The 23,682-nt window shown below is 52.7% G+C and carries 20 protein-coding genes and 3 pseudogenes; 16 read left to right on the forward strand and 7 right to left on the reverse strand.

The window, feature by feature from the left end; genetic code table 11:
- Positions 1 to 130: 130 nt before the first annotated feature.
- On the reverse strand, positions 131 to 871 hold the full coding sequence (locus KJS40_RS06555; RefSeq protein WP_213539534.1) for a hypothetical protein: 741 nt from the start codon (positions 869 to 871) through the stop codon (positions 131 to 133).
- A gap of 246 nt (positions 872 to 1,117) precedes the next feature.
- Here KJS40_RS06555 and tmk point away from each other — a divergent pair, with 246 nt between their 5' ends.
- The 7 genes and pseudogenes from tmk to KJS40_RS06590 all read left to right on the forward strand — a co-directional run.
- Positions 1,118 to 1,750: a dTMP kinase gene (gene tmk, locus KJS40_RS06560; protein WP_213539535.1), complete on the forward strand. Its 633-nt coding sequence runs from the start codon at positions 1,118 to 1,120 to the stop codon at positions 1,748 to 1,750.
- The gene (holB, locus tag KJS40_RS06565; RefSeq protein WP_213539536.1) at positions 1,750 to 2,886 is read left to right on the forward strand and encodes a DNA polymerase III subunit delta'; all 1,137 of its coding nucleotides are present in this window, start codon (positions 1,750 to 1,752) and stop codon (positions 2,884 to 2,886) included. Before tmk ends, holB begins: the two co-directional genes overlap by 1 nt.
- A gap of 168 nt (positions 2,887 to 3,054) precedes the next feature.
- On the forward strand, positions 3,055 to 3,819 hold the full coding sequence (locus KJS40_RS06570) for a TatD family hydrolase (RefSeq protein WP_213539537.1): 765 nt from the start codon (positions 3,055 to 3,057) through the stop codon (positions 3,817 to 3,819).
- Between the two features lie 3 nt (positions 3,820 to 3,822).
- Positions 3,823 to 4,476: an ankyrin repeat domain-containing protein gene (locus KJS40_RS06575; protein WP_213539538.1), complete on the forward strand. Its 654-nt coding sequence runs from the start codon at positions 3,823 to 3,825 to the stop codon at positions 4,474 to 4,476.
- Between the two features lie 40 nt (positions 4,477 to 4,516).
- Complete coding sequence (locus KJS40_RS06580; RefSeq protein ID WP_213539539.1) at positions 4,517 to 4,927, forward strand: VOC family protein; 411 nt, start codon at positions 4,517 to 4,519, stop codon at positions 4,925 to 4,927.
- Positions 4,928 to 5,029: 102 nt separating this feature from the next.
- Positions 5,030 to 5,773 (forward strand): SDR family oxidoreductase, encoded by a 744-nt coding sequence (locus KJS40_RS06585; RefSeq protein WP_213539540.1) that lies wholly within the window; start codon positions 5,030 to 5,032, stop codon positions 5,771 to 5,773.
- Positions 5,774 to 5,870: 97 nt separating this feature from the next.
- A pseudogene (locus KJS40_RS06590) lies at positions 5,871 to 6,137 on the forward strand (AAA family ATPase); the annotation flags it as partial.
- A 310-nt stretch (positions 6,138 to 6,447) separates the two neighbouring features.
- On the opposite strand, the gene KJS40_RS06595 reads toward KJS40_RS06590, so the two are convergent.
- On the reverse strand, positions 6,448 to 8,403 hold the full coding sequence (locus KJS40_RS06595; protein WP_213539541.1) for an aconitate hydratase: 1,956 nt from the start codon (positions 8,401 to 8,403) through the stop codon (positions 6,448 to 6,450).
- 989 nt (positions 8,404 to 9,392) lie between these two features.
- Between KJS40_RS06595 and KJS40_RS06605 the strand changes: the two genes are divergently transcribed.
- Positions 9,393 to 12,227 (forward strand): AMP-binding protein, encoded by a 2,835-nt coding sequence (locus tag KJS40_RS06605; RefSeq protein WP_213539543.1) that lies wholly within the window; start codon positions 9,393 to 9,395, stop codon positions 12,225 to 12,227.
- Positions 12,228 to 12,575: 348 nt separating this feature from the next.
- On the opposite strand, the gene KJS40_RS06610 is transcribed toward KJS40_RS06605, so the two are convergent.
- Positions 12,576 to 12,842, reverse strand: coding sequence for a hypothetical protein (locus KJS40_RS06610; protein ID WP_213539544.1), 267 nt, complete (start codon positions 12,840 to 12,842; stop codon positions 12,576 to 12,578).
- A gap of 267 nt (positions 12,843 to 13,109) precedes the next feature.
- On the opposite strand from KJS40_RS06610, the gene KJS40_RS06615 reads away from it, so the two are divergent.
- The 3 genes from KJS40_RS06615 to KJS40_RS06625 all read left to right on the forward strand — a co-directional run bounded on the left by KJS40_RS06615 (position 13,110) and on the right by KJS40_RS06625 (position 15,069).
- On the forward strand, positions 13,110 to 13,805 hold the full coding sequence (locus KJS40_RS06615; RefSeq protein ID WP_213539545.1) for an MgtC/SapB family protein: 696 nt from the start codon (positions 13,110 to 13,112) through the stop codon (positions 13,803 to 13,805).
- A gap of 293 nt (positions 13,806 to 14,098) precedes the next feature.
- Positions 14,099 to 14,557 (forward strand): YciI family protein, encoded by a 459-nt coding sequence (locus tag KJS40_RS06620; protein ID WP_213539546.1) that lies wholly within the window; start codon positions 14,099 to 14,101, stop codon positions 14,555 to 14,557.
- Between the two features lie 110 nt (positions 14,558 to 14,667).
- Positions 14,668 to 15,069, forward strand: coding sequence for a VOC family protein (locus tag KJS40_RS06625; RefSeq protein ID WP_213539547.1), 402 nt, complete (start codon positions 14,668 to 14,670; stop codon positions 15,067 to 15,069).
- A gap of 186 nt (positions 15,070 to 15,255) precedes the next feature.
- Here the strand turns inward: KJS40_RS06625 and KJS40_RS06630 are convergent.
- A pseudogene (locus KJS40_RS06630) lies at positions 15,256 to 15,555 on the reverse strand (hypothetical protein); the annotation flags it as partial.
- Here KJS40_RS06630 and KJS40_RS15245 point away from each other — a divergent pair.
- On the forward strand, positions 15,436 to 15,711 hold the full coding sequence (locus KJS40_RS15245) for a hypothetical protein (protein ID WP_244859792.1): 276 nt from the start codon (positions 15,436 to 15,438) through the stop codon (positions 15,709 to 15,711). The pseudogene KJS40_RS06630 and the gene KJS40_RS15245 sit on opposite strands and share 120 nt — an antisense overlap.
- Here KJS40_RS15245 and KJS40_RS15250 read toward each other — a convergent pair.
- Positions 15,671 to 16,117 (reverse strand): annotated as a pseudogene (locus tag KJS40_RS15250) (recombinase family protein). The gene KJS40_RS15245 and the pseudogene KJS40_RS15250 sit on opposite strands and share 41 nt — an antisense overlap.
- Before the next feature lie 184 nt (positions 16,118 to 16,301).
- Here KJS40_RS15250 and KJS40_RS06645 point away from each other — a divergent pair.
- The 4 genes from KJS40_RS06645 (at position 16,302) to KJS40_RS06655 (ending at position 20,426) form a co-directional block, all read left to right on the forward strand.
- On the forward strand, positions 16,302 to 16,697 hold the full coding sequence (locus tag KJS40_RS06645; RefSeq protein ID WP_213539550.1) for a hypothetical protein: 396 nt from the start codon (positions 16,302 to 16,304) through the stop codon (positions 16,695 to 16,697).
- Positions 16,698 to 17,069: 372 nt separating this feature from the next.
- Positions 17,070 to 17,318: a LysR substrate-binding domain-containing protein gene (locus KJS40_RS15255; protein ID WP_244859736.1), complete on the forward strand. Its 249-nt coding sequence runs from the start codon at positions 17,070 to 17,072 to the stop codon at positions 17,316 to 17,318.
- A gap of 15 nt (positions 17,319 to 17,333) precedes the next feature.
- A complete protein-coding gene (locus KJS40_RS15260; RefSeq protein WP_244859737.1) occupies positions 17,334 to 17,471 on the forward strand; it encodes a hypothetical protein in 138 nt (45 codons plus the stop codon).
- Positions 17,472 to 17,588: 117 nt separating this feature from the next.
- Positions 17,589 to 20,426 carry a PAS domain S-box protein gene (locus KJS40_RS06655; RefSeq protein WP_213539551.1) on the forward strand — a complete coding sequence of 946 codons (2,838 nt, stop codon included), beginning with the start codon at positions 17,589 to 17,591 and terminating at the stop codon, positions 20,424 to 20,426.
- Between the two features lie 308 nt (positions 20,427 to 20,734).
- On the opposite strand, the gene KJS40_RS06660 is transcribed toward KJS40_RS06655, so the two are convergent.
- Together KJS40_RS06660 and KJS40_RS06665 are read right to left on the reverse strand one after the other, a co-directional pair.
- Complete coding sequence (locus KJS40_RS06660) at positions 20,735 to 21,052, reverse strand: multidrug efflux SMR transporter (RefSeq protein ID WP_213539552.1); 318 nt, start codon at positions 21,050 to 21,052, stop codon at positions 20,735 to 20,737.
- 842 nt (positions 21,053 to 21,894) lie between these two features.
- Complete coding sequence (locus KJS40_RS06665; protein WP_213539553.1) at positions 21,895 to 23,307, reverse strand: tetratricopeptide repeat protein; 1,413 nt, start codon at positions 23,305 to 23,307, stop codon at positions 21,895 to 21,897.
- Between the last annotated feature and the right edge of the window lie 375 nt (positions 23,308 to 23,682).

Here is a 23,682-nt window from a genome sequence, read left to right on the forward strand (position 1 = left end):
GTTGTAGGCAGCGTGCCTGCAACCTTTTACCTCCCAGACCTCTCGAATAACTGGCAATTCTCCCCTTATTTTCCTATCCTGCTTTCGTGGGATCAGGTGTGAGTTTCTACAAGAGGTTGCACAAGATGTCTTAGTGCACAGCGTTCAAGGCTGGGCTCGATGCTGGGCTTGGAGTCAAGCCCGGATTCGAACGACCGCTCCCGTCGCGCCTTTCCCTGAGTTCCATGGTATCGATATCCATGATTCGGGGATCTTTAGCCGTATTATCGTCGGCCTCCAGATATTGCACCCCGGATTCTCTGGTTTTTACCTTTGTTCCCTTCTGGTCTTTCGCCTTCGAGGTCCTTAGCTTTGCAGGCTGCGTCTTTGCATCTTTACGGCCTTCGGCTGTATCCTGCGGATTCTTCGAAATGTCGGCGGTATCATGCCTGGCTTTGAGATTGGCGCTCATGGCCATATAGTTGCGATACTCATTCTGCATCTGGGAGTGCAATTGCGAATATTGACTGCTGTAGGAGCTCCGCGTGCTTTCCAATTGCTTTAGTTTTGTTTCCAACAGGCGCCGGTTATGGGAATTATCTTTTGCCTCGACAGTTTTTACCGCCAGCGAGACCTCCTGGATTTTTTGATTCAGTTGCTTGAACAACTGGGCCATACCATTGGCAGCATTGCTGTAGCGCCGGTGGTACAACTCCAGTTTCTCGAAATCGGTCAGCGGTTCTCCGATAGGACGTGAAGCGTCTTCGGGCACATCATTTGCCGACGGCTCCTGCTCTACCTGTTCTGCGAAAGCATTCGGCAAGGATAGCCCCAACGCCAGAGCAATCATAGCCGCGTATCGCGTCCATAAGCGCCTCATATGCCATGTCATGGATGAGCTCCTGAGTATGTTGTTTCGTCGAATATGATGGTATACCTGTTTAACGCGCGACTCCAATTTCTGGTGCTTATCGTTTAGCTTAGGGGTCGGCTTTGAGCTTGGTAAAATCAGGATATCAGACAAGGCTACTGCTGTTTGCGAGTATAAGTTAAACTGCGCGGAGAGTAACAATACGGGAAAAAAATGGAAAGCAGTCTTCTAATACACCGGTCATCCGCCTGATCAGCAATCCCGAGAATGACAGTTTCCAAATTATCCAAGAGTAAATTCATTACCCTGGAAGGCATAGACGGTGCAGGCAAGAGTACCCACCTTGGCTGGCTTGCGAACCTTTTGCGTAGCAGGGGAAAAAGCGTAGTTGTGACACGCGAGCCGGGCGGCACCCGTCTGGGTGAAGGTTTGCGCGAGCTTCTGCTTGACAGCGACCAGGCCATGCATGCGGAAACCGAGGCTCTGCTGATGTTCGCAGCACGGAGGGAGCACCTGGACAAGGTTATCTTCCCGGCCCTGGGTCGCGGCGATTGGGTGATTTCAGACCGGTTCACCGATGCCAGCTTCGCCTATCAGGGCGGTGGCAGGGGCCTGCCAACGGAGAAACTCGATAAGCTCGAGCATTGGGTGCAAGGAGAATTTCAACCTGATCTCACGCTTTATTTCGACGTAACAGTCGAATTAGGCAGGCAACGAATAGATGCCATCAAGCCGGCCGATCGGTTCGAAGCGGAGCAGGATGAGTTTTTCCGGAGAGTGCGAAATGCATACCTGGAGAGGGCCCGTCGGTTTCCGCGACGTATCTCTGTGATAGATGCAAACCAGCCTCTTGAGGAAGTTAAGAAATCAGTTGAAAAAATCATTTTATCCTTCTGTTAATGAATAACATCTATTCATGGCAAAAAGAAGCTTGGCGGAGATTGGCCCTGGACGTTCAAGGAAGCGGGAGGGCATCAGCCCATGCCTTGCTGCTGAGGGGCAGAAAGGGCTTGGGCAAACTTGCATTCGGCCGTTACCTGGCCAAATCCAGGCTCTGCGAGCATCCATCTGCTGAAGGCGAGGCATGCCAAACTTGTGCAAGCTGCCGATGGTTTGAACAAGGTAGTCATCCGGATTATCGCCTGATCGAGCCGGAAGCCATATCGGCGCCATCCACAATGGCGGGATCGCCCGATGATAACGGGGACGATGAAAGCAGCGATATCAGGCCGAGCTCCACGCCTGGGTCCACCTCGGGCGCTACAACAGAGGCCGGCGGCACGAAATCCAGGAAAAAACCAAGCAAACAGATCAGTGTCACGCAAATACGGGATCTGGCCGATTTCATCAATATATCCAGCCATCAGAACGGTTACAAGATCATCTTGCTTCATCCGGCGGAAACCATGAATGCAGCTGCTGCCAATGCGCTACTGAAGAACCTGGAAGAACCGCCGCCCCGAACACTTTTCATCCTCGTTACCCATCACGCGCAGTATTTGCTGCCGACCATACGCAGCCGGTGCCTGCAAGTTGCAATGCCCGTGCCTGATCCGGCAACCGCCATTGCCTGGCTTCAACAGCAGGGGATCAAGGATCCGGAAGCATGTCTGGCTTCCGCTGGATATGCGCCTTTGTTGGCACTGGAATTCAACGATGACGATTATCTGAAGCGGCATAGCAACTTTATCGGACAAATCAGTATGCCCACGGATATCAGTCCGATTGCGCTGGCAGAAGAGTTGCAAAAATCAGACTTGCCCACGGTGGTCAACTGGATGCAGAAATGGTGCTACGACTTGATGAGTTTTCGCACAACCGGCAAGGTTCGCTATCATCTGGATAGGCTGGCCGCCATAAAATTGCTGGCGTCAGGGATCGAGCCGCGTTCACTGGCAGCGTACTCGCGGACCCTGGCCGACGCGCAACTGCTGGCAAACCATCCCCTCAATACTCGATTATTCCTGGAAGAGTTGCTGTTTTCCTATGTCATTGCGCTATCAGCGGCATCACCATCATCTCAAGTGGAAGCATAAGCAGCCATACTTGACTTGGACTGGGGCAATATCCACGCCCAATGCGTTGCACTCCTCGGCATCGTAGACTAAGCTATCCCTTTCGTCGTACGCTTGCAATCACCCCGGGTTTGCGGCCAGCTACCGCCGATAGTCCACGGGAAGTACTTGTTCAGAGGTTCCATAGTCATGTTTGTTGATTCTCATTGCCATCTGGATTTTCCTGATCTGTCGAGCAACCTCAACGAGTTGCTGGAGAAAATGCGGGCGAACGATGTTAGCCATGCGCTCTGCGTGAGCGTTAACCTGGAAGACTTTCCTCGAGTGCTTGCGTTGGCGGAAGCCCATCCGAACCTGTTTGCCTCAGTGGGTGTTCATCCTGATTATGAAAATCTGGCCGAGCCACAAGCAGCGCAACTTGCATCCCTGGCCGAACATTCCCGAATAGTCGCCATCGGCGAGACGGGGCTGGATTACTTTCGCCTGAAGGGCGATCTGGAATGGCAGCGGGAACGCTTCCGCCAGCATATCCGCGCTGCCAGGCAGTGTGGTAAACCGCTCATCATTCATACACGCGAGGCAGCTGCCGATACGTTGCGTATCATGGCGGAGGAGGGCGCGGATAGTGTCGGCGGGGTGATGCATTGCTTCACGGAAAGCTGGGAAGTGGCCCAGCAGGCGATGGAAATGAATTTTTATATTTCTTTTTCCGGGATTGTCACTTTCAAGAATGCCGTTGCTTTAAAGGATGTGGCGAAGAGAATCAAACTGGAGAGAATGCTCATAGAAACAGATTCGCCATATCTCGCGCCGGTGCCGCATCGGGGCAAAATGAACCAGCCTGCCTTTGTGCGGCATGTGGCGGGGGAAATAGCCGCATTGCGCGGTATCAGCATCGACGAAGTGGGCACAGCCACGACCGAAAATTTTTTCAACTTATTCAAGGCGGCCTGAACGATGAGTTTACCAGGAAAATTCTTTTTTACTGCTGGTCTGGTGCTTGCTGTCAACTTGTGGCAGCAGCCGGTTGCTTTGGCAGGAGCCTATGAGGATTTACGTTGGGCGGCTGAAGACAACAACACCACAGACATGGCGAAGTTGCTTGTCAAGGGTGCCGACCCTAACACACCCGATGCGCAGGGAAACACGCTTTTGATGGTTGCAGTGCGCAACAAAAATGTCGAACTCGTTGATCTGCTGATAAAGGCTGGCGCAAAGCTCAATTTGCGCAATAAATATGGCGAAACCGCCATTATGCTCGCCAGCTATAACGGGCTTGGGAATATTGTCGAGAAACTGTATGTCAAGGGCGCGGAAATCAACCATAAGGGGTGGAATCCGCTGCTTTATGCCGCAATCGCTGGTCACACGAAAATCGTCCAATTATTGCTGGAAGGCGGCGCGGAAAGCAATTCGATATCCGACAACGGATCAACCCCATTAATGATGGCGGCCAGAGGCAATCATGTGGATACCGCAAAGGTACTCCTGGAAAACGGCGCCGATCCAAACATCAGGAACGAGTCGGGAAAAACGGCATTGGACTGGGCTTTGGGCAAAGATCATCAGAAAGTCGCTGAATTGTTGAAAACCAATGGAGCGAAGGAATAACCGAGTTCTCCCAGGTAAACCGGTAATTGTCAGGAACGACATGAGCACGATTGGATTCAATCATTATAATTTGCGCGGTCCGCGCGAGCTGATAGACGAGCTCAAGGATTTCTATTGCGAAATAGTGGGACTCGCGCAAGGGCAGCGTCCATCTTTTGAGAGCTTTGGGTATTGGCTTTACGCAGGCGAGCAATGTGTTCTCCACTTGAGCCAGGCACGCCCGGATGAAGTGCGCCTTATGCATATCGCCACCACCTTTGATCACGTGGCGTTTACCTGTACCGATCGCCCCGAAATGGAGGCGCGCCTGAAGCGGCACAATGTCGAATTCCGGAGAGGCCAGGTACCTTCTCTTGGCATCGCCCAGCTATTTTTCAAGGACCCGTCAGGGAACGGAATAGAATTAAGCTTTGCCGAAGACCAAGTCCAGCCTGACGGAATTAATCGCTAACTGATGCTGCGTTACAAGCGACAACACAGATAGCAGAGGCAGCGAAAACAAGTGCCACGCGCGGAACAGTGCCGTATTTGGCATTCACCCGGAAACACTGTAATGAAAAAACCGCTTCAGGATAAAGTTGCCATTGTCACCGGTTCGTCGCGGGGCATCGGCGCGGAAATTGCCCGCACGCTGGCTGGTGCGGGCGCAAAGGTCGTGGTTAATTTTGCCGCGAACCCGAGTGCCGCCGAAGCGGTATGCGCTGCGATAGCGCAAGCAGGCGGCGAATCGCTGGCGGTCAAGGCAGACATCAGTGACTCCGCTCAGGTTCGAATGTTGTTTGATACCACAATCGAACGTTTCAAACGCCTTGACATTCTTGTCAATAATGCGGGTGTGCTTCTGTCCAGGCAAATTGCCGACATCAGCGATGAAGAATTTGACCGCGTCCTGAACATCAACATAAAAGGCGTTTTTTATGCCCTGCGGGAGGCTGCCAGGCGAATCGCGGACGATGGACGCGTGGTCAGCCTCTCCAGCACTGTTACCCGGCTTATGCTGCCGAACTACGGTGCATATGCGGCGAGCAAGGGCGCTGTCGAGCAATTGACGCGCGTCTTTGCAAAGGAAATGGGAGAACGGGGCGTTACAGCCAATATCGTTTCACCGGGGCCGGTCAATACCGAAATGTTTATTTCGGGAAAAAATAAGGAAACGATCGAACGGATGGCCGCAATGTCCTTCCAGGGTCGCATCGGCGAACCGGAAGACATTGCGCGCCTGGTACTCTTTCTGGTCAGCGAAGAAGCGGGCTGGGTTACGGGGCAGAATATCAGCGCCAGCGGCGGAGCTGGATGATCTCCAGGGCAAGCTTATCAGTGCACCAGGCTAATGAATATAACGTCAAGCCAATTCCAGCTTTTGCACTCTCTCTTAGGTGTAACAGCCTGCATTTGAAACTGTCACCTTGCGTCGGCTACAGCAGATTCTGAAGGATGAAAATCGCGTGGCCGTCGCCAAATCGCTATCGGTGGAAAAGCATAGCATCAAGCTCGCGACCCTAATTACGGCACTCTTCTATAACTTGGCACAGGACAAGCTGGTACAGATTCCCAAGCAGGGCGAGCGACGCGAGCGCGAATTGCAGGAACTGCTGAAGAAGGGAAAATGCTCGGTAGCGCTGTTCGTTGATGAAGCGCATGACCTGAATGGGCACACGCTCATTGGCCCTAAAGCATTTTCGGATGGGCACGTCTGATACCGGTAGTGTGGACATAGCTGAATTGACGATTCCGGTAATTCCTAGACCCAACTGCCGATGAGTGAACTAAGTCAGTCGCACTTATTTCTGGTTCGCGAGAATCAAATGCAGGTGGCGGGGATAAATGCAGGTCATTTGCAGTTAATCCAGTTTGCGGGATGGATAGTCGCAGTTATTTCTGGTTCAAAATTGTGTTGAATGCTTGTTGACGCTGTTTCAAATGTAGGTCGTTACACCTGCCTGAATCTGCGGAGGGTGCTGACACGGTCGATCAATTATTTCTTGATAGGTTCAACCTTTTCTGCCGAACCAGATTGATCAGGCTGCCCGCCAGCACCATTTCCACTTGGCGCGGCGTCATCGGGTGCTCGGTCTCATAGGTCTCGTTCTTAGTCAGATTGATCACCCTCACCCGATTTCCTTTACGGATGGCATTTCGCACATCCGGGATGGAAAGCACATCGCCTTGAGCGATCTTTTTACAATCCTCCGGATCGACAAAGGTCAATGGCAGGATGCCAAAGTTGCTCAAATTCTGCAGGTGTATCCGGGCAAAACTTTTCGCAAGCACCGCCTTGAGGCCCAAATAGCGGGGTCCCAGGGCCGCGTGCTCGCGACTCGAACCCTGGCCATAATTGGCGCCGCCCACGACGAATGAGCCCCGCTTTTGACAGCCCATGGCTCTTGCGTAGTAGGTCTCGTCGATCTGGCTGAAAGCAAACTTGCTGAGTTCCGGGATATTGCTGCGGAGGGACAGCACCTTGGCTCCGGCTGGCATGATTCCGTCCGTGGAAATATTGTCCGCTACTTTCAATAGAACCGGCCCTTCGAGTTGATCGGGCAGGGGCTCCAGAGTCGGCAGCGGTTTTATATTGGGGCCCTTCTCCAGCTCATACGGCGCGCCTTCCGATGTGGGAGGAACCAGCATCTCGGTATTGAGTCGGTTGGTCTCCGGCTCCTTGAAGCGGGGGTACGCCATGTCCAGCATGCGCGGATCGGTGATGACGCCGGTCAGGGCCGAGGCGGCGGCGGTTTCCGGACTGCACAGATAAACCTGATCTTCCTTGGTGCCCGAGCGACCAGGGAAATTCCGCGGAACGGTGCGCAGGCTAATACGTCCGGTGGCTGGCGCCTGTCCCATGCCGATACAGCCGCCGCAACCTGCCTGGTGCAGACGCGCACCGGCACGGATGAGTTTTCCGAGAATTCCCAATTCGATCATGTTCTCTAAAATCTGCCGGGAGGTGGGGTTGACGTCGAAGGAAACGCGGTCGTGTACCTGTTTGCCATCCACGATGAAGGCGGCAATGGCAAAGTCCCGGAGCCCCGGATTGGCGGACGATCCGATGTAGGACTGGTAGATTTCCCTGCCTGCCACCTCGCGCACCGGCACCACATTACCCGGACTGCTGGGCAGCGCGATAAGCGGCTCAAGCTCTGATAGGTTGATTTCGGTGTGTTCGTCGTATGCCGCATTTTCGTCTGCGAGGATTTCCCGCCAGGCATCACCCCGTCCCTGGCTCTTCAGGAACTCCTTGACCGCCTCGTCCGATGGAAAGACTGTCGCGGTGGCGCCCAGTTCGGCCCCCATATTGGCGATCACGTGCCGGTCCATGGCGCTCAGGGCCATCAATCCGGGACCGTAATACTCGATGATCTTGCCGATCCCGCCATCCACATCGTGCCGGCGCAGCATTTCCAAGATCACATCCTTGGCGCTCACCCAGTCAGGAAGCTCCCCGACCAGCTTGACGCCCCAGATTTTCGGCATTTTGATGTGAAATGGCTCCCCCGCCATCGCCATCGCCACCTCCAGGCCGCCCGCCCCGATGGCGAGCATCCCTAACGAGCCGGCTGCACAGGTGTGGCTGTCCGAGCCCAATAAGGTTTTCCCCGGCACACCGAAGCGCTCCATATGTACGGGATGGCTCACGCCGTTACCGGGGCGGCTGTACCAAAGGCCGAACTTCTTGCAGGCGCTACGCAGAAACAGATGGTCGTCGGGATTCTTGAAGTCTTCCTGGAAGAGGTTATGGTCCACATACTGGGCGGAAAGCTCGGTCCGGACGCGCGGAATTCCCAGGGCTTCAAATTCCAGCATAACCAAGGTGCCGGTTGCGTCCTGGGTCAGTGTTTGATCGATTTTCAAACCGATCTCTTCGCCGACCCTCATACCGCCTTCAACCAAGTGACTTGCGATCAACTTCTGCGTTACGTTTTTGGCCATTGCCGGATACTCCCGTAGGTTGTATCAATAAACTGCTGTAAATTGCTGCGGAACCAGTTGGACGAGAGCATGGGCTGGGCATCAAGCTACGCAAGCGTTTTACGCCAAAACAAAATGGCAACGAAAGTGGCACCCAATTCTTCCCCAACCTCTATCACAATGTGATCCCCGGGTTGCCCGATCAAGCCTGGGTCGCTAATATTACGTTCGTCCGTATTCAGACGGGTTTCGTCTACGTGGCGGTGATCCTGGATGCCTGCAGCCGCAACAGTGGGCTATGCGATTTCGCGACAGATTGACACAGATCTGACACCGGCCGCGTTAAAAGCCGCTGTGCGAACTCGCCAACCGGCCCCAACAACGTGTATCCACCCTACAGACCGTGGAAGTCAATACGCCAGTTGGCGTTATCGCCAGGCGTTAAGCGAATACGGGCTGACGGATTTCATGAGTGCGCCTGGAAATCCCGATCACAACGCCCAAACCCCGAAAGCTTTATGAAAACCTTGAAAGTGGAGGAGGTATATTTGGCCGGCTACCGGACGTTTGCCGACGTCACGTCACGTCTACTGCGCTTTATTGAGGAAGTTTACAATGCCAGATGGGATGCACTCTGTCTTAGGCTATGTATCGCCAGAACAGTTTGAATCACAACTTGCCAGGCAAGCGGCTTAAATTCTTTATCGCAAGTCGTCCAGTTCCAAGGGTTTATTCCAAAAGTGTATCAGTTTTAAATCGGCGTTGACACTTCCCAACCCCCGATACAGGATCATTATGGCCCTGCTGAGGAAATTGAGGAAATCACGTCATGATCAAAGGTAAAACCACGCACGCCGGAAAAAAATTGCGTGCATTCCTGCCAGCGAATCCTTGACGATTAATGCCACTACCACTAGTCTAAAACAGCGTGGTTGCCTAGTTATGCCGCGGCAGCTATCGCGTCGCGTCGCGTCGCGTTGCGTGATTTTGTGTGGCGAAGGAGATCAGGTTTGACTGAACGGCAGACAACAGAACAAGCAGTAACCACGGAAGATGCGGCTGGCATTCTACTGGAAACCGTGCGGCAGCTAGCAGCCGAATCACACGTGCATTCCAGTGAAGAAATCTCGGCAACGCTGGACGACTCCCTGGAACGGGATCTGGGTTTTGACAGTCTCGGGCGCGTAGAACTGATCGCACGCACTGAGCACATCTTCGGAATCAGTCTACCGGAACAAGTGCTGGCCAATGCTGAAACGCCGCGCGATCTGCTGCAAGCGGTGTTGACTGCTGCGCCCTCAGCGGCGCCGCTGGGGGAAAAGCAGCGAAGCGAAGCCCCAGTTCGGGTGCAAGACGAGCCGTCAGATGCGCTTACTCTGCCGGAAGTTCTTGATTGGCACGTGCACGCCCATCCGCAACGGACGCATATTACGTTGCTGGACGAAGCGGGCAACGAAGCCGGAATCTCTTACGCCGATTTGCAGAAAAGCGCCGTGGAGATCGCATCGGGACTGCTGAAATATGGATTGCAGCCCGGGCAGTCCGTGGCAATCATGCTGCCGACCAGCCGCGACTATTTCTCCTGCTTCTTCGGGGCGCTGCTGGCGGGTGGAGTACCCGTGCCAATTTATCCGCCTGCTCGCGTCTCACAGATCGAGGATCATCTGCGTCGGCATGCTGGCATTCTGTCCAACGCACTCGCTGCAGTCCTGATTACGATGCCCGAGGCGAAGCCTGTGGCGAGGCTGCTCCAGGCACAAGTTGAGACATTGCGCGCAGTTACCACCGTGACCGAACTGTCCGTTCCCGGGCAGGCGCCGGGGTATCCTATCCAGCCCGGGCAGGTTGCGCTGCTCCAGTACACTTCCGGCAGTACTGCCAACCCGAAGGGCGTTACCCTGACACATACAAATCTACTGGCCAATATCCGCGCGATGGGACAGGTGACGCAGGTCACTTCCACGGACGTGTTTGTCAGTTGGTTGCCGCTGTACCATGACATGGGATTGATCGGCGCCTGGCTGGGCAGCCTGTACTATGCCTGCCCATTGGTAGTGATGTCGCCCATCACGTTTCTGGCGCGGCCGGAGCGCTGGCTGTGGGCAATCCATCAGCACCGCGGCACACTTTCGGCCTCCCCCAATTTCGGCTATGAGCTGTGCCTGCGCAAGATCCCGGACAATGTTCTCGACGGATTGGATCTGTCGAGTTGGCGTATGGCTTTCAACGGCGCCGAGCCGGTAAGTCCCGAGACCATCGTCAATTTCACGCAGCGCTTCGCCCGCTATGGGCTACATCCGGAAGCGATTGCACCGGTATACGGATTGGCGGAATGTTCAGTAGGACTGGCTTTTCCACCTCCAGGGCGCCGGCCGCTGATCGACCGTATTAAACGGAACAAATTCACGCGTTCCGGTCAGGCCGATCCGGCAGGCAGTGAGGAGGCGGATGCGCTACGCTTCGTGGCCTGCGGTCCGCCACTTCCCGGCCACCAGGTCAAAATCGTTGATGCCACGGGCAGTGAAGTGGGGGAGCGGGTGGAAGGCCGCTTGGAATTCAAAGGGCCGTCCGCTACTAGCGGTTACTTCCGTAACCCCGAGCAGAACCGCCAGTTATTCCACGACGGCTGGCTGGATTCTGGCGACTTCGCCTACATTGCTGCAGGTGATCTTTATCTGACCGGACGCGCAAAGGACATCATCATCCGCGCCGGGCGCAATATCTACCCCCATGAACTGGAGGAGGCTGTGGGCAATATTCCCGGCATTCGCAAGGGGTGCGTCGCGGTTTTTGGCAGTCCGGATCCAGTTTCCGGCACGGAGCGCTTGGTGGTGCTAGCCGAAGTACGCGATGACGATTCCGGGAAGCATGAGGAATTGCGTGGCCAGATTAATGCCCTGACTCTGGATATGCTGGAAACGCCAGCAGACGATATCGTGCTGGCGCCCGTTCATAGTGTGCTCAAAACTTCAAGTGGCAAGGTCCGCCGGGCGGCCTGCCGTGAGCTATATGAAAAGGGGGCGGCCCCCCCGCTCCCGGTGTGGTGGCAGTTGATCCGGTTGGCGTACACTGGCGTGCTGCCTCAGTTACGCCGCGGCAGCAGGGTGGCGTCCGACATTCTCTACGCCGCATATGTGTGGGTACTATTCTCCCTGCTGGCACCAGCAACCTGGCTGGCAACCGCGCTGTTTCCCCGTCCCGCCTGGGGTTGGGCGGTGAGCCGCGGGAGCGCACACCTCCTTACACGCCTGTCGGGAACGCCATTAGCAGTTCACGGATTGGAAAATCTGCCCCGTAAAACGCCTTGCGTGCTGGTGGCAAACCATGCCAGCTATCTTGATGGAATCGTGCTCGTCGCGGCCCTACCGGGCAAATTCAGTGCTAAGGGGTATTTCAGTTTTGTGGCCAAGCGTGAGCTGCTGAACGGCATCGTTTCGCGCCTGTATCTGCGGCATATCGGATCGGATTTCGTCGAGCGCTTTGATCCGGAACGCGGTGTGGAGGAATTGAAGCAGGTGGCACTCTCACTGCAGTCTGGCCGCTGTCCGATATTTTTCCCAGAGGGCACATTCAACCGGATGCCCGGCTTGTTACCGTTTCGCATGGGCGCATTTGTAGTTGCGGCCGAGGCGGGTGTACCCATAGTGCCTATAAACATTCGTGGCACCCGCTCCATCCTTGGCGCCGACCGCTGGTTTCCACGCCGCGGAGCTATCACCATCATGATCAGCAAGCCAATCGTGCCGGATGGAATGGACTGGGCTGCCGCCATTCGTTTGCGGGACGCAGCTCGCACGGAAATCTTACGTCTGTGCGGAGAGCCGGACCTCGCGCCGAGAGTTTAGGCCATGCACGCTTCGAATAAACAGCACATGTGGAAAAATAAGGGCATCAGGAAAAATAGGGTCAGACAGGGGTATCGCCCCGCTACCTATGCTCTTTCGTTCGCTGGCAGAGGCAGTTAAGGACGGATATCATTAAATAGCAGAGCTCAGCCGTTTAATAGCTGTAAAATCTTACAGGTGAGCTAAAGCTAGCCCGGCTGGTTCATGCAGCTTTTTTCGAGTGGAAACTTGATGGCCCCAAGCAGGGGATGGTTTAGCCAAGGATGGGCCTAGGCAAAAAAAAGAGGATTCCCAAGAATCCCCCTCGTGCATCGAGTAATTACCGGTAGATACCGCTACTGGCGGCCTCTACATCAATAGCCGGTCTACTTCCGTTATTGCAGCGTCCTCTATTCCCTTGATTCCGTGGGATTTGACTATATCCATCATCAAGCAGAAGTCCCTCATTTGCATGCAATCCAGTGCCCATTCTCCAGGTTCCGATTCGTATACCGCGTCTTCCATCGTCGATGCAGCGGCAGCCCAGTGACCATGTGCAATCTCCAGCATGGCAATCTTGCACCGCGTTACTTGCGTCGGCGGCGCTGCCATCAATATCTCATGCATTGTTTTCATGGCGATCTCCTTGCCAAAAAAATCTCACCTATACTGAATTTGACAGCATTACCTCGATCGAGTGCCACAGGTCGAAATTTTTTATACAATGGGTGTTGTCATGCCACTATTCGTTATCCAGTTATCACAAAAACAATTACTTTCAGAAGCTTAAAGGATAATCATCATCATTAGGATTAACAGCAGATATGATGCTTGACGGCACAGGCTGAAGGCTGTGACTATTCGCTCAGTTGGTTGTCCAGGATCACAATCGTGGAGTCCATTATGAACATCGATGGCGATTTCCTGATAATCGCCATGCATCTTGTCGCAGCGTTGGTGGCAGGAGGTGCCATCGGCATGGAAAGAAGCTTGCACGGTCATCCTGCCGGTTTCAGAACGCATGCGCTCGTCAGTCTCGCCTCCAGTTTGCTGATGCTGATCACCTTATATCAGTGGAAATGGCTCCCGAATGTTCCGATCGACGCCATCAGAATGGACCCGACCCGAATGGCTCAGGGAATTATGACGGGTATAGGTTTTCTGGGCGCGGGTGTGATTTTCAAGGAGGGTTTGAGCGTTCGCGGCCTGACCACCGCCGCTTCGATCTGGATCACGGCAGGCATCGGCATTTTGATGGGTATAGGATTTTTTCTTCCCGGTATTCTTGGAACCATCCTCACTCTCGGTATTCTGTCTTTGTTCCGCTTGATCGAGGACAGACTCCCCCGTCAGCTATATGCTCAATATCATGTCAGCTTTGATCGCAGCAACATCATGTCGGAAAGCGAAATCCGAAAACTCGTGGTTGACCACGGGTTTGAAATTGTCACCATGAGTTATCGCATCACTTCAGCGGCCTTGTTTGAATACCGCATGGATATTCGAACCACAGACCTTGGCAGAACTTCGGCACTTGCGGATGTGATGCGTGAAATGGAATCAGTCCGCGAATTCCGCATCTCGACGACCGGTAACTGATGGCATGCATGCTCACTCTCATTGGTGGGGAGCAAAAGGAACTGAGAACAATAAGCTGGATGAGATGCGCTGGATAATCTACCGTAATCAGAACGGAGGATGAGAATTGAGCATGTGCAAGAATACGTTTCGGTCTCGTTCAGCAGGAGAATGCCGAGTAATTGCTCGGCATCAGGCATGGCATTCAAAGTCGAGGCGATGCCAAGCTGGCCTTGAGGTAACCCTCGTTAAGTCTCACGCGATAGAGACTGAATCCGAAATTCGTCAACTCTAAATTAAATGGAGAAATTACCATGCAATTCATGATCTTGCTCAAGGCCGATAAAAATACCGAAGCGGGCGTTATGCCAGGCGAAAAACTCCTCGCCGAGATGAGCAAGTATAACGAAGAGCTCCTTGACGCTGGCGTGTTGCTTGCGGGCGAGGGGCTGCACCCAAGTTCGAAGGGTGCGCGCGTGAAATTCTCGGATGGGAAGAGAACCGTAATTGAAGGACCCTTTCCCGAGGTGAAAGAGCTGATTGCCGGCTTTTGGCTGCTCCAGGTAAAATCCAGGGAAGAGGCGATAGAGTGGGTTAAACGCTGTCCCAATCCCCTTGAAGGAGAGGCTGAGATAGAAATTCGTCAGATATTTGAAGCAAGCGACTTCGGTGCGGAGTTCACTCCCGAACTGAGGGAGCAGGAGGAGCGTATGCGAGCGCAGCTGGCGGGAAAGGCGAACTTGAAACCTGACGGAACCTCCCGCCCGGAATAACGCACATCGTGGCCGACGCGGCGCTACAAAAACCGGAGGCGGGCGCTTGCTGGATAATAATGGATTCAGCGCGATTTATCGAATCATCAACCACCCCTAAGGAGCGTTCTATGCAACTGAATCCTTATCTTATTTTCAACGGTCAATGCGAGGCAGCGTTCAAATTCTACGAGGAGCGTCTGGGCGGAAAAATCGTAGTAATGCTCACCCACGGAAGCTCACCAATGGCAGAACAAGGGCCACCCGAATGGCGCAACAAAATCATGCATGCTCGCCTAACGGTGGGAGATGCAGTATTGATGGGTTCCGACAGCCCACCCGATCACCATGAGGAGATGAAAGGTTTTTACGTAGCGCTGAATACCGAGGCTCCGGCAGATGCAGAACGTATTTTCCACGCATTGGCGGAAAATGGAACAGTGCGCATGCCGTTACAGGAAACTTTTTGGGCGGCCCGGTTTGGCATGCTTGTCGATCAATTCGGCGTGCCATGGATGATTAACTGCGAGTAAATCGGCAATGTAAATCGCGTGTAGCCAACGCATTTACTGAAGCAACGAATTGGCGAAAGCGGTTGACCGGGCGCAGTATGAGATATGGGAACAAGATGTTCGACGTTGGGGCTGCACTCGCGCAGGATTGACACCGCGCAGCCATATGATCAGCCTATCGCAGAGTGTATTCCACCTAACTTACTACAACGTGTAATTGGAGGAGAGGGCGATAATGTTGTGTTTGTCTGCCAGCTCTTTCAACTGGAACCAGGGCGAGCCCATCTTGATCCCAATTTCTTTCTACTCCAGATTATTTAGAATTGAAATGTTTATTTGCAAGTTCCCAGACTAAAGTGCATCTTTAGTATAGAACTTCAATTCAACATGATCATTAGACCTGGCCACCGCGCAGCCGTCATTGTTGGAGAGCACGACTACCAGCCGGTTTTCAAGGGTCGGATTGAACACCCGCTCGCAGCTGACGTAAAAATTATTGACGTCCACCAGCGCAAAAATCTGCTGGCTCGCAACTGGGGGCGTCCATGCATAATCTCGCCATTCAGGACGCTGCTAAGGAAGAGCGATATCGCTTGCATCCCTCCCTTTGACCGCTCGGATATCAATGAGCGCTCAAATTCAGCCAGGGCGCCCATGATGTGAAAACCTGCTTCCCGCCAGCGGTCGTGGTGTTGCTACCATCCGCGAGACTTTCAAATCCCGCTTGGTCTTTTCGTAACTTATCGATCAACTCTATTAGGAAACTCAGCGACCGGCCTAGCCGGTCGAGTTTCCACACCACCAGCACGTCACTTTTTCCGACCGCTGCAATCGCTTAGGACAGTCCCTCACGCTCGATAGTAGCCCCGCTGATACCCTGGTCGGTGAATATACGTTCACATCCTGCCTTGTTTAAAGCGTCCATCTGCAAGTCCAGATTTTGGTCATCGGTGGATACACGCGCATAGCCGATTTTCACGCTTGGTTTCTCCATTCTTTTCGCCATAGTCTTTCGCCACAGCCTTTCGCCACACTGCGAAGGCAAAAAACAACGCATTAGCATTGTCATTTTTACTGTAGCAAAAGGGAAGCCTTATGTTCAAAGAGGCATCATTGGAATTATTCGCTTGATCGAGAGCATATCTTCACATAAACTTCACAAAAATATCACACAAACTTCATATTTATTATGAAGTTTGTGAAAATAGAGGCGAATTAGCTTCTAGTTATTCATTATTGGATAGGAGGACACCATGGGAAGATTTGTCGGAACGTTATATATGTTTGCCATGGCAACAGCGCTGATGTCATCCGCTGGAGCGATGGCAGATATGCCTGCTCATGTCGCAAGCCAAAGTGTCATGACGCCATGCTGTCATGAGGAGCTGGTAAGTTTCTATGAAGATGCTGCCAGGGATCTGCAGACCAAAGCGCAGAAAAAAACGCAGTTGCTCGAGCAGTATCAAAACAAGAGCTATCTATATGGCAGGCAAGCACAGGATCTGCAGGCCCAAACCCATGCGTTGATTCGCAAGTACGAACAAGCCGCGAAGGTAAAAATGGGAAAAGCGGCAGAGCACCGACAAATGGCAGTCGAGCTTGAGGAAAACACCTATTGTGTTGCGCCCAAAAGGTTCGTGAACTGCTGATAAGATTCGGCATCATTCAAGGATGCGATGGAATCTTACGGACGAAGATCCGCATCCTTGAAACGGCTAGAATCGTCACCGGTGAATTTTTTTACACGGAAAATTAGTCCCAATCCAGGCTCATCTCACGCATGAGCCTTTTTGCATCTTCCCAGATTGAGCCCAATGCTCGACCGCATCCGGTCCAAAACGACGGGCCTTGCCTCTCTTTTCAATCGATTGAAGTAAGCTATGACGGCCAGGAAAGTCTCCGTACGCGGGTCGAATTGATCAAATCGGTGATGGGTGGTTCTTCGGATGCACTGCTCAAGGGGGAGGTGGATCTGGCAATTTCGCCGCAGCTGTCGCCCGGATTTCTAGGCGCATCTCCTGATGCGGATACGATTGATTGCGGTGGCGCATGCCAATCATCCCTTGCATCATCTCGGTCGGAATTTGACCTATTGGGACCTGCGAGCCTATTGCCATTTGGTGGTACGGGATTCAGGTGCCAAGCGCGATCAACATGTGGTAACCGTCGAGGTGGATCAGCGTTGGACGGTGAGCCAGGTCGCCACGTCGATCCAGGCAGTCTGCATGGGATATGGCTTTGCCTGGCTGCCGGAGGAGCATATTCGCTAGGAATTGTGGGCGGGGATGCTCCGGCCGTTGCCGTTGTGGGAAGGTGGGACGCGCGAGGTGACGCTCTACCTGGTTCTGGCCAATTCGGACTTTGCCGGTCCCGGGATAAAACGTCTGGTGGAGATCATCAGGAAGTCGGTAGAAGAGGAATAAGTATCGGAACAATCAGAATCCTCAGTATCTTAATGAGTAACCCCCCCGCACCATTACTGGCTTTGCATACCGTCACTTATTGCAGAGAATGAGCGAATTTCTTTGCGAGCAATGGTGATGAATACAGATTTTGGCCAGCTGGTTCTTGATGAAATGCCCGACGGAATTGTGATTACGACACTCGACGGCATTGTTGTTTACTGGAACAAAGGCGCGGAATCGGTATTCGGCTATACCGTTGCAGAGGCCTTGCGGCATTCGTTTGAGGAGCTTATCAGTACTCCCGATCATCAGTGGGGAATGCAAGATGAGATCAAGGATCTTTTGCAAACCGAGGTTTCTGTACACGAAGCATTGTGCCGGAAAAAAGACGGCGCTCTGATCCATGTAAACCTTTCATTCAAGGTTCTGTCACCCGAACAGCAGCAGGATAGATATGTATTGATCAGCAGTACAGACATCACCCACCTGAAAGCATTGCGTGATGCCAAGCTGATTGGGGCCAAATTCGGCAACCTGCTCGATTCGACCCCCGACGGAATAGTGATAGTGAATTCGACAGGTCGCATCGTGCTGGTCAACATGCAGGCCGAGAAGCTGTTCGGCTATCAAAAGCGAGAATTACAAGGTCAGACGATAGAAACGCTATTACCGCAGCGCTATCGCAGCCTTCATGTTGGACATCGCGCTAATTACTTTACCCAGCCCCGTACCCGCACCATGGGTGCCGGACTAGAGCTATACGGTTTGCACAAGGATGGCATCGAGTTTCCGGTCGAGATCAGCCTGAGTCCCATTGAAACGGACGAAGGGGTTTTTAGCATGAGTGCGATTCGCGATACCAGCGAACGCAAAAAAGCGGAACAGAAATTCCGTGACCTATTGGAAGCCGCACCGGACGCGATCGTGATCGTCAATAATAAAGGCGAGATCGTGTTGGTCAACTCGCAAACCGAAAAGCTTTTTGGCTATCCGCGCGAACAGCTTCTGGGCAACAAGATCGAGATGCTGATTCCCGCCCGTTACAGGGAGAAACATCCGGGTTTTCGCAACAATTTCGCTAGTGCGCCGCGAACACGGCCAATGGGGATTGGGCTGGAACTGTATGGACTGCGCCGGGATGGCACTGAATTTCCTGTTGAAATTAGCCTTAGTCCCCTTGAAACCGGAGAGGGCACTCTAATATCCAGCGCCATTCGCGATGTCACCGAACGCAAGCGGGTCAAGGAAATACAAACACAGCTCCGGCGCGATCTTACAGAACGCGAGATTGCCGAAAAAGCACTACATGAAGAGAAGGAGCGCCTGCGCGTAACGCTCAGCTGCATCGGTGACGCCGTTATCACGACCGATGTGACTGGAAAAGTGACTTATCTGAATCCTGTTGCAGAAACCATGACTGGCTGGACTTCGGAGGAAGCGAACGGTCTCCGGTTGTCCGACGTATGCCAAATAGTCAACGCGCAAGCCAATGAACCGGCTCACAACCCGATTGAACGAGTTCTCTGCGATAAGGAAACCCGCCACGATGCGCATACGCTTCTAATACAGCGAAACGGCAAAACTTTTCCGATTGAAAAATCTGTTGCCCCCATACGCGATCAACATGGGAAAATTATCGGCGCTGTGCTCGTGTTCCACGATGTTACCCATGCACAGAGAATGGCAACGCAGATGACATATCAGGCAACCCACGATGCGTTAACCGGCCTGATTAACAGGCATGAGTTTGAGCGCCGCCTGAAGCACGCACTGCGGACTGGTAAACAGGACGGCACCGAGCACACGTTACTCTATCTTGATCTTGATCAGTTCAAGATAGTAAATGATACTTGCGGCCACATCGCCGGCGACGAGCTGTTGAAACAACTCAGTGGCGTACTGCAAACCAGGCTCCGTAGGAACGACACCCTGGCGCGCCTTGGAGGAGACGAATTCGGCGTATTATTGGAGAGTTGCCCCACGAAGCCTGCGTTGATTCTGGCTGACCAGTTGAGGCAGACAGTGCGGGACTTTCGTTTTATTTGGGAAGACAGGATATTCCGGCTTGGTGCCAGTATCGGACTGGTTACATTCAGTGATGGCGAGGAAACTATTACAGATATTCTGCGCATGGCTGATTCAGCCTGTTTTCTTGCCAAGGACAAGGGACGCAACAAGATCCAGCTCTATACTTCCGAAGATGAAGGCCTTGAGAAACGCCGAGGCGAGATGGGGTGGGTCGGGCGTATTCACAAGGCACTGGAAGAACAACGGTTTGTGCTGTACTCGCAAAAAATACTAAGGCTCTCGGACAGTTCCGGAAATGGCAGTCACTATGAAATGCTGTTGCGCATGAAGGACGAAGACGGGATGTTGGTACCACCCATGGCATTTATCCCGGCTGCCGAACGCTACGGGGTCATGAACCAACTCGACAGGTGGGTAATCGCTACTGCCTTTGCACAATATGCGAAATGGCATCCGTCCGGTAATGCGAACAGCATATGCTTTATTAATCTCTCCGGCGTATCCATCTGCGACGAGCTTTTGTATGAATATATGGTGGAGCAATTAAATCTATATCAGATTCCACCTGGCGGAATTTGTTTCGAAATTACGGAAACCGCGGCAATTGCAAACTTGACGCAAGCCGCCGTGTTGATTCGCAAATTAAAAGCGCTGGGGTGCCGTTTTTCACTCGATGATTTTGGAAGCGGGATGTCCTCCTTTAATTATCTCAAGCATTTGCCGGTTGATTATTTGAAAATTGATGGTGGATTCGTGAAAGATATGATCGAAGATCCAATCGACCATGCCATGGTCAGGGCGATAAACAACATAGGACATGTCATGCATATAGAGACGATTGCCGAGTCGGTAGAGAACGATTCGATCCTTGAGGCACTACGAAGGATGGGCGTCGACTTCGCACAGGGATATGGAATTGAAAGACCGCATTTGAGCAGTCTATGATGTTCTATCATTGAAGTTGTAGCTAGAGCAAGGCATTATCTAGCAGGAACGAACCAGCAGTTCGATCGATAGTTGATGTTCTCCGTAGCCAATGATCATTTGCTCTCACAAGATTCAAGGACGATGTGATAGAGAGCCGATCATTAATCAAATAAATGTCTATTGATAGGATTTTGGGGGATTAAGTTATCTTTCACTAGGGCTAGCTCTAGTGAAAGATCTTTCGTGCCATCGAGTAGTCCGCTTGTGGCCCCAAGCGGACTACTCGACCCCTATCAGCGCTGAATCTGCTGGTTGAATTGCGATTACTAGTGCGCCAGCTTGAGTGTCACGACGCCGGCGACAATTAGCGCCACACCCACGTACCTGGCAAAGGACGCCGGGTCGCCGTAGTGCAGGACGCCAACGAGGAACGTTCCTGCAGCGCCGATACCCGTCCAGACCGCATAGGCAGTTCCAATCGGGATGTGTCGCTGCGCAAGCCATAGCAAGAAGCCGCTGACGGATATGAACCCAACAGCCACGATGATCCCGATCCAGCGCGTCTCCAACTCTTGGGCCATCTTCAGGCCGACCGGCCAGCCAATCTCGAACAGACCGGCGAGAACGAGGTACACCCAACTCATCTGTCCTTCTCCTATCTGTGAACGGTTATTGGTCAAGGGGACTTTATCACTCCCACATAAGCATTCACCAGCAGTATGGGGCATGTCATCCGGATTACACCCCGAGGTTCAGCTTTTCACTTCATTTATAGATGAGAAAAAAAGAAAACAAAGTAATGATGAGAGAGAGTTTCTTTCTCACTATTTACCCTTGATAACATATTTTATAATATGGTGAATTAGGATAAGCTCGGCCAGCATAGCCGGATAGATTACAACGCGGATTCCGCAGCTTTACACATGACTACCTGGTCAGTTCCAAAGTCAGTTCCAAGATCAGGGAAATGAATCTTTAGTTTCGCATGCGAAACTTTTAATGTTTGAGAGGTTCGCTGCACGAACACGGCTTAACCGGGTTGCGCTTCGCTCTATTCCTTCGGAACGGCTTTGCCGCCCAATTCTCTCTTCTTTACGGCTCAGGTTCACTCACCCGTAGCGTACTCCGTTCATAAGCACGTTTTATGGGATTATAATTCAAACGTATTGGCGCGATCATTCGCCGCCGCATTTTGCACGCAAGATATGCAGGGAAACAAGTAGCGGACACCGTTACCGATAATCTTCATGACTGCTATCGTCCATAAGACCGCACCACGCCACACGGGATGCGGTGTTCGTGTTCCCGTCTCCAGACGGGAATGGCGCCACGGTTTCCGCGGTGATGGGTGCCCGCATGGATGCGCCTCACCCAGGGTTGCTCACCTGGGACAGCGTATCTCCAGACATTGACGATGGCCATGTGGCACTTGCAGAAGGAGCTAAGGACAGGTCCGATTGGGGTGCTATGGCGCCTTCATGGGCCGTTAGTAGATAGGCGTTTTAAAACTCGGGGGGGTTCCCAGTAGTATGTTACTTGGTTGCGGCTTCTGGTGCATACGATCCATTACTATCTGACGGACGATCGCCTGCGCCTTTTCCTCCTGATGATTGCGTTCCGTTTTGCGCGTCTGCTCCCTTGGCATATCGTTGCCATTTTGCTGATCGGCTGGGTCAGAGTCATGTAACTGGGCGTTTGTGGCCATCGGAAAGGCTGCCTGAATACTTGCTACCCGCTGCTCTAACGCTTCAGCTTCGCTAACTCGGTTTGTTGCTCGATAGAGTCCCGCGAGATTGTTCAGGCTTTGGGCTACATCGGGATGACCGGGTCCAAGTGTGCCCTCCCTAATTGCCAATGATCGCTTATAGAGCGGCTCGGCTTGCGAGTATTCCCCTTGGTTGTCATACAGTAACGCGAGGTTGTTGAGGCTGGTGGCCACATTGGGATGATCGGGTCCGAGTGTTTTCTCCCTGATCCCCAGTGCTTGTTTATGGAGCGGCTCAGCCTGTGCGTATTGACCTTGGGCTCGATACAGTTCCGCGAGGTTGTTGAGGCTGGTGGCCACATCGGGATGATCGGATCCGAGTGTTTTCTCCCTGATTCCCAGCGATTGTTTATAGAGCGGCTCGGCCTGTGCGTACTGCCCCTGGTCGCTATACAGCGACGCGAGATTGTTGAGGATTAAGGCGACTTCAGGATGATCGGGTCCGAACACTTTTTCCTTAATTGCCAGTGATTGCTTATAGAGCGGCTCAGCCTGTGCGCGTTGCCCCTGGATATCATACAGAGACGCGAGGTTATTCAAGCTGGCTGCCACATTGGGATGATCGGGTCCGAGCGTCCTCTCCCAGATTCCCAGAGATCGCTTGTAGAGCGGCTCAGCCTGTGCGTATTGCCCTTGGGCTCGATACAGTTCCGCAAGGTTGTTCAGGCTTTCGGCCACATCGGGATGATCGGATCCAAGTGTTTTCTCCCTGATCGACAACGATTGCTTGAAGAGGGGTTCCGCTTTGGCATATTGGCCTTGAGAAGTGTACAGTGCCGCGAGGTTGCTCAGGCTTTGAGCCACATAGGGATGATCGGATCCAAGTGTTTTTTTTCTGATCGCCAATGATCGCTTATAGAGCGGCTCGGCCTGCGCGTATTGCCCTTGGACGCGATACAAAAACCCGAGGTTGTTCAGGCTCAAAGCCGCATTAGAATGATTGGATCCAAACGTTTTCTCCGCCACCGCAAGTGCCTTTTTGGCAACTATTGTCGCCTTGTCGTACTGGCCTTTTTGGTAAAGCAACCCTGCTTCATTCTCTAGTTTTACCCATTCGTTTGACTGTGCGCCTGCAATAGCACTGAATCCAAAAAGCAGGAGAAAAAGAATTACAAGATTTTTAATGGGTGTCATGTTATGGCTCATAGGAGAGTCGCGAGAGAGTAAAAAGCCAAGATGATTCGGGGTAGCGGGTTGGGTTAATAGTGATCTAGTCATCTGTCCAATAATTATCCCAAGACCTTTTTATCTTTTATGTTTCCTTCATATATCTTCTTCGGTTCGGGCATGGCGCATCCTGAGAGAAATAGCGCCATGAGAAAACCCGACACATCCGGTTAAAGACAAGATTCATGCGATCTGCTTGAGGAAAAGTAGACGGACGGGATTTTATCAGGATATTGCTGAGCTGGCGCATGGGCTGATATAGCTTCGCCACCTGCTCTCGCTCCGGCCACATTCCTTTCCCTGACAAACCTTGAGAGCTCGATGGTGGTGTACGGAAATGCA

The sequence above is a fragment of the Nitrosospira sp. NRS527 genome (assembly GCF_018406445.1).
In the GTDB taxonomy this organism is placed as follows: domain Bacteria; phylum Pseudomonadota; class Gammaproteobacteria; order Burkholderiales; family Nitrosomonadaceae; genus Nitrosospira; species Nitrosospira briensis.

What these genes read in the sequence shown, in the direction of transcription:
- KJS40_RS06620 (WP_213539546.1), top strand. Translation starts at nt 14,099, where the DNA reads ATGCAATTCATGATCTTGCTCAAGGCCGATAAAAATACCGAAGCGGGC.
- tmk (WP_213539535.1), top strand. Translation starts at nt 1,118, where the DNA reads ATGACAGTTTCCAAATTATCCAAGAGTAAATTCATTACCCTGGAAGGC.
- KJS40_RS06610 (WP_213539544.1), bottom strand. Translation starts at nt 12,842, where the DNA reads ATGAAAACAATGCATGAGATATTGATGGCAGCGCCGCCGACGCAAGTA.
- KJS40_RS06585 (WP_213539540.1), top strand. Translation starts at nt 5,030, where the DNA reads ATGAAAAAACCGCTTCAGGATAAAGTTGCCATTGTCACCGGTTCGTCG.
- KJS40_RS06580 (WP_213539539.1), top strand. Translation starts at nt 4,517, where the DNA reads ATGAGCACGATTGGATTCAATCATTATAATTTGCGCGGTCCGCGCGAG.
- KJS40_RS06575 (WP_213539538.1), top strand. Translation starts at nt 3,823, where the DNA reads ATGAGTTTACCAGGAAAATTCTTTTTTACTGCTGGTCTGGTGCTTGCT.
- KJS40_RS15260 (WP_244859737.1), top strand. Translation starts at nt 17,334, where the DNA reads ATGCTCCGGCCGTTGCCGTTGTGGGAAGGTGGGACGCGCGAGGTGACG.
- KJS40_RS06595 (WP_213539541.1), bottom strand. Translation starts at nt 8,403, where the DNA reads ATGGCCAAAAACGTAACGCAGAAGTTGATCGCAAGTCACTTGGTTGAA.
- KJS40_RS06665 (WP_213539553.1), bottom strand. Translation starts at nt 23,307, where the DNA reads ATGACACCCATTAAAAATCTTGTAATTCTTTTTCTCCTGCTTTTTGGA.
- KJS40_RS15255 (WP_244859736.1), top strand. Translation starts at nt 17,070, where the DNA reads ATGCGGATACGATTGATTGCGGTGGCGCATGCCAATCATCCCTTGCAT.
- KJS40_RS06645 (WP_213539550.1), top strand. Translation starts at nt 16,302, where the DNA reads ATGGGAAGATTTGTCGGAACGTTATATATGTTTGCCATGGCAACAGCG.
- KJS40_RS06615 (WP_213539545.1), top strand. Translation starts at nt 13,110, where the DNA reads ATGAACATCGATGGCGATTTCCTGATAATCGCCATGCATCTTGTCGCA.
- KJS40_RS06625 (WP_213539547.1), top strand. Translation starts at nt 14,668, where the DNA reads ATGCAACTGAATCCTTATCTTATTTTCAACGGTCAATGCGAGGCAGCG.
- KJS40_RS06655 (WP_213539551.1), top strand. Translation starts at nt 17,589, where the DNA reads ATGAATACAGATTTTGGCCAGCTGGTTCTTGATGAAATGCCCGACGGA.
- KJS40_RS15245 (WP_244859792.1), top strand. Translation starts at nt 15,436, where the DNA reads ATGATCATTAGACCTGGCCACCGCGCAGCCGTCATTGTTGGAGAGCAC.
- KJS40_RS06570 (WP_213539537.1), top strand. Translation starts at nt 3,055, where the DNA reads ATGTTTGTTGATTCTCATTGCCATCTGGATTTTCCTGATCTGTCGAGC.
- KJS40_RS06660 (WP_213539552.1), bottom strand. Translation starts at nt 21,052, where the DNA reads ATGAGTTGGGTGTACCTCGTTCTCGCCGGTCTGTTCGAGATTGGCTGG.
- KJS40_RS06555 (WP_213539534.1), bottom strand. Translation starts at nt 871, where the DNA reads ATGACATGGCATATGAGGCGCTTATGGACGCGATACGCGGCTATGATT.
- holB (WP_213539536.1), top strand. Translation starts at nt 1,750, where the DNA reads ATGAATAACATCTATTCATGGCAAAAAGAAGCTTGGCGGAGATTGGCC.